Origin of the sequence: uncultured Leptotrichia sp., from assembly GCF_938036635.1 — a bacterium.
Classification (GTDB): domain Bacteria; phylum Fusobacteriota; class Fusobacteriia; order Fusobacteriales; family Leptotrichiaceae; genus Leptotrichia; species Leptotrichia hongkongensis.
Genome location: NZ_CALHQO010000021.1, coordinates 1 through 3,486, shown reverse-complemented (window position 1 = coordinate 3,486; position 3,486 = coordinate 1). Strand labels below are relative to the sequence as shown.

General features: G+C 29.7%; 5 protein-coding genes. All 5 read right to left on the bottom strand.

What is annotated here, in order from left to right; all coding sequences use genetic code 11:
- Positions 1 to 340: hypothetical protein (locus Q0370_RS00335; RefSeq protein WP_299570531.1), on the bottom strand; the 340-nt coding region annotated here is incomplete at its 3' end.
- A gap of 82 nt (positions 341 to 422) precedes the next feature.
- Entirely contained in the window at positions 423 to 1,526 is a 1,104-nt protein-coding gene (gene ychF / locus Q0370_RS00330) for a redox-regulated ATPase YchF (protein WP_299570528.1), read from the bottom strand.
- Positions 1,527 to 1,550: 24 nt separating this feature from the next.
- Positions 1,551 to 2,084 (bottom strand): uracil-DNA glycosylase, encoded by a 534-nt coding sequence (locus tag Q0370_RS00325; protein ID WP_299570526.1) that lies wholly within the window; start codon positions 2,082 to 2,084, stop codon positions 1,551 to 1,553.
- 31 nt (positions 2,085 to 2,115) lie between these two features.
- Positions 2,116 to 2,889: an MBL fold metallo-hydrolase gene (locus tag Q0370_RS00320; protein ID WP_299570524.1), complete on the bottom strand. Its 774-nt coding sequence runs from the start codon at positions 2,887 to 2,889 to the stop codon at positions 2,116 to 2,118.
- Between the two features lie 61 nt (positions 2,890 to 2,950).
- The gene (locus tag Q0370_RS00315; RefSeq protein ID WP_299570522.1) at positions 2,951 to 3,391 is read right to left on the bottom strand and encodes a competence protein ComE; all 441 of its coding nucleotides are present in this window, start codon (positions 3,389 to 3,391) and stop codon (positions 2,951 to 2,953) included.
- Positions 3,392 to 3,486: the final 95 nt, after the last annotated feature.

The window sequence follows — 3,486 nt, the reverse complement described above, 5'->3', positions numbered from 1 at the left end:
AAAAAGTTTTTTCTATCTCTTCTTTTGTTAAATTAAATTTCTTTTTATTGTTATCTGAATAATTAATATAAAAATATTGGTTATTTTCCATTTTTCCTATTAAATAATCTTTATTTTGATTTGAAATTTCTTCTACAACAAAACAATCCAAATTAACTTTATTACCTTTTGACTCACATATAAATACTGAATAAAAAGGATCGGGTCCACTTTCAAGATAATAGTATTCATTTATATCCATAGAAGTTTTTTGTATAATTTCTCCTTTAAAATAACTTTCAAAACAAAAAATAACTAGCAGTATTGTAAATAGTTTAACAAAAATCTCAAATTTTTTCATTTTAATCTCCTAAATAATTTAAAAAAGCCCTTTAAAAAGCAACAAACTTAAAAAAGAGCTTCTAAAATTAATAAATATTTTCTTAAACATTAAATCTGAAGAACATTACATCCCCATCTTGCACAATGTACTCTTTTCCTTCCAGTCTCATTGCACCTTTTTCTTTTGCACCGTTCCATCCGTTTAATTCGATGAATTTGTCGAAAGACACTACTTCTGCTCTGATAAATCCTTTTTCAATGTCTGTATGAATTTCACTGGCAGATTTTTGAGCGTTTGTTCCTTGTTTTATTGTCCATGCTCTTACTTCCTTTACTCCAGCTGTAAAGTATGTGATTAGTCCTAATAATTTGAATCCTGCTCTAATTAGTCTGTTTAGGCTTGGTTCTTTTATTCCTAATTCGTCAATGAACATTTGTCTTTCTTCTTCATCTTCTATTTCGATTAATTCTGCTTCTACTTTTGCTGAAAAGGTTACCACTTCGCTGTCGTACTGTTTTGCAAATTCACGCACTTTTTTTACGTAATCATTTTCAATTCCAGCTGTCAAGTCTTCTTCCGAAATATTTGCAGCAAACATCATTGGCTTTATTGTCAAAAATTGATAAACTTTTATCAATTCTTCTTCTCTTTGGGTAAATTCCAATGTTTTTAATAGTTTAAATTCTTCCAGATGAACTTTACATCTTTCAAGAACTGCGACTAATTCTTTCCCTTCTGCGTTTCCTCCACGAGCCAGTTTCTGATTTTTCTGAATTGCCCTTTCAACCGTGTCTAAGTCAGCAAAAATCAATTCTGCATTAATCGTTTCAATATCTCTTATAGGACCAACGCTTCCTTCCACGTGAATAATATTGTCATCGTCAAAACATCTTACAACTTGACAAATTGCAGCTGTATTTCTAATATTTGATAAAAACTGGTTTCCTAGTCCTTCCCCTTTTGATGCACCTTTTACAAGTCCTGCAATATCTACAAATTCAACTGTCGCTCCAACCGTTCTTTCTGGATTAACTACTTTCTCCAAATCTTTTAAACGTGGATCTGGCACGCTTACAAGCCCTACATTTGGCTCAATTGTTGCAAATGGATAGTTTGCCGCCTCTGCATTCTGTGTTTTTGTTATCGCGTTAAATAATGTTGATTTTCCTACGTTTGGTAATCCTACAATTCCTATTCCTATCATTCTTATTTTATTTCCTTTCTTATTTTATAATTTTTCCAAAATTTTTATTAATTTCCATTTTTCCTTATCTGTCGCTTTAAACAAATAAGAAATATCGTAAATCGGTACAACCTTAATTTCTCCATAAAAATCAAACACTTTACCCACTAAATCTTTTATATCCTCTTTTTCTACATCTTCTAAAAGTGATTTAGTTGCCCTTTCTCCAACTGTTACAATGTACTTTGGATTAATTAAGGCAATTTGTGCTACAAGAAACTCATTACACTTTATAATACTGTCTTTCTCGATTAAATTACCATGTGAGCTGCATTTTGTGAGAGTTGTAAAATAACATTTCTTCAAATCGAGCTTTGAATACTCCAAAAATTTTTTAAAATATTTTCCATTTCTGTCAATCAAAAGTTTCTGCTTTACATCCTCTTCCTCACTTATGCTATCCAGTACAAATAAAATTTCTGCCTTTTTATTCCCTTCACCAACAATTGGATTAATTCTCGTTTTTTCTAATATACATTTAGTACAAATGTCGATTTCCAGCTTTAAGTCATTCCACATAACTTTTTTCCTTATTCTTTATTCTAATATTCTATATTTTATAAATTTCTGTTCCCTCTTCGTTAATAATTTCAATTTCCAAATGGCTTTTATTTTCTCGCTCCAAAATTTGATACAGCGAATTATAAGCCAGCTCTGGCGTGTTATTATCCTTGCTTATATGCATTAAATAAACCTTTTTCAGTTTCTCGCAAAGCACCTGCCCAATCAGCTTTGATGCTTCTGCATTTGACAAATGTCCATTTCTTCCCTTCACACGATTTTTCAGTTCCCAATGATAAGGCCCTGTCATTAGCATATTATAGTCATAATTACTTTCAAGCACAATTACATCACTATTTTTCAAATTTTCCTTAATAATATTGTTTACACAGCCAACATCACTTGCATAGGACAATTTTTTCCCTTCGTATTCAAATGTATATCCCAAGCACTTTTCAGCATCGTGCATTACTTCAAAGTTATTTATCACGCAATTGTCAATAACAATTTTTTCATCTCTTATAAAATTTAAATTTTTTTTCTCAATTTTTCCAATTCTGTCCTTAATTACATTATAAGTCACTTCATGAAGATAAATTGGAATATCGTATTTTCTTGATATAACTCCAAGCCCTTGAATATGGTCAGAATGCTCATGTGTCACAAATATCCCCATTACATCCTCAATCCTTTTTTCAATATTGTTCAATTTTTCTACAATTTTTTTTCCACTAAATCCTGCATCTATAAGAAATTTCTTGTTTCCCATTTCAATATAGCTGGAGTTTCCGCTACTTCCACTTCCTAAACTTGAAAATTTCATTTTTTCCTAATCTTCTTTCTAACTAAGTTTCTTTCAACTCCCCCATTTTCATTTTGTATTATTAAATATTTGGTGAAATTGTTCCTTTTAATTGATCGTAAACCCATCCACCTTTTTTATCTTTTTTTGTTACAATTCTATTGCTTCTTTCTCTTGAATCCTTTATGCTTTCAGGAATTTCATAAATTTTATCCCTTCCATAAAAAGTTTCAAAATTATATTTTCCATCTGAACTTTTTACATTTTGTAAACTATCCTCAAGACCTGCTAATTTAGGATTTGATCCTGTAACTTCATTAAACTTTTTGATTGCATTTTGTAATTTTACTGTCTCCACTTGAATATCAGCAGTTATAAGTTTGTCTACTTTTCTTGAAAACAAAATCACAACATTAAATATCGCAATAAATACTACCAAAAGAAAAGTTATACCACGAAGAATAATTTTTCTATTTGCTCTTGTTCTATTATTCTCATAATAATTATTATTATAAAAAGCCATTTCTCTGCATGAAATTTACGAATTTTTTAATTTATATTTTTTAAATGTAAAAATCATGCTCTCCTTCCTTCAAATTCTTTATTATATTTCAAATT

Coding starts and splice junctions, on each gene's coding strand:
- ychF (WP_299570528.1), bottom strand. CDS start 1,526: ATGATAGGAATAGGAATTGTAGGATTACCAAACGTAGGAAAATCAACA.
- Q0370_RS00315 (WP_299570522.1), bottom strand. CDS start 3,391: ATGGCTTTTTATAATAATAATTATTATGAGAATAATAGAACAAGAGCA.
- Q0370_RS00325 (WP_299570526.1), bottom strand. CDS start 2,084: ATGTGGAATGACTTAAAGCTGGAAATCGACATTTGTACTAAATGTATA.
- Q0370_RS00320 (WP_299570524.1), bottom strand. CDS start 2,889: ATGAAATTTTCAAGTTTAGGAAGTGGAAGTAGCGGAAACTCCAGCTAT.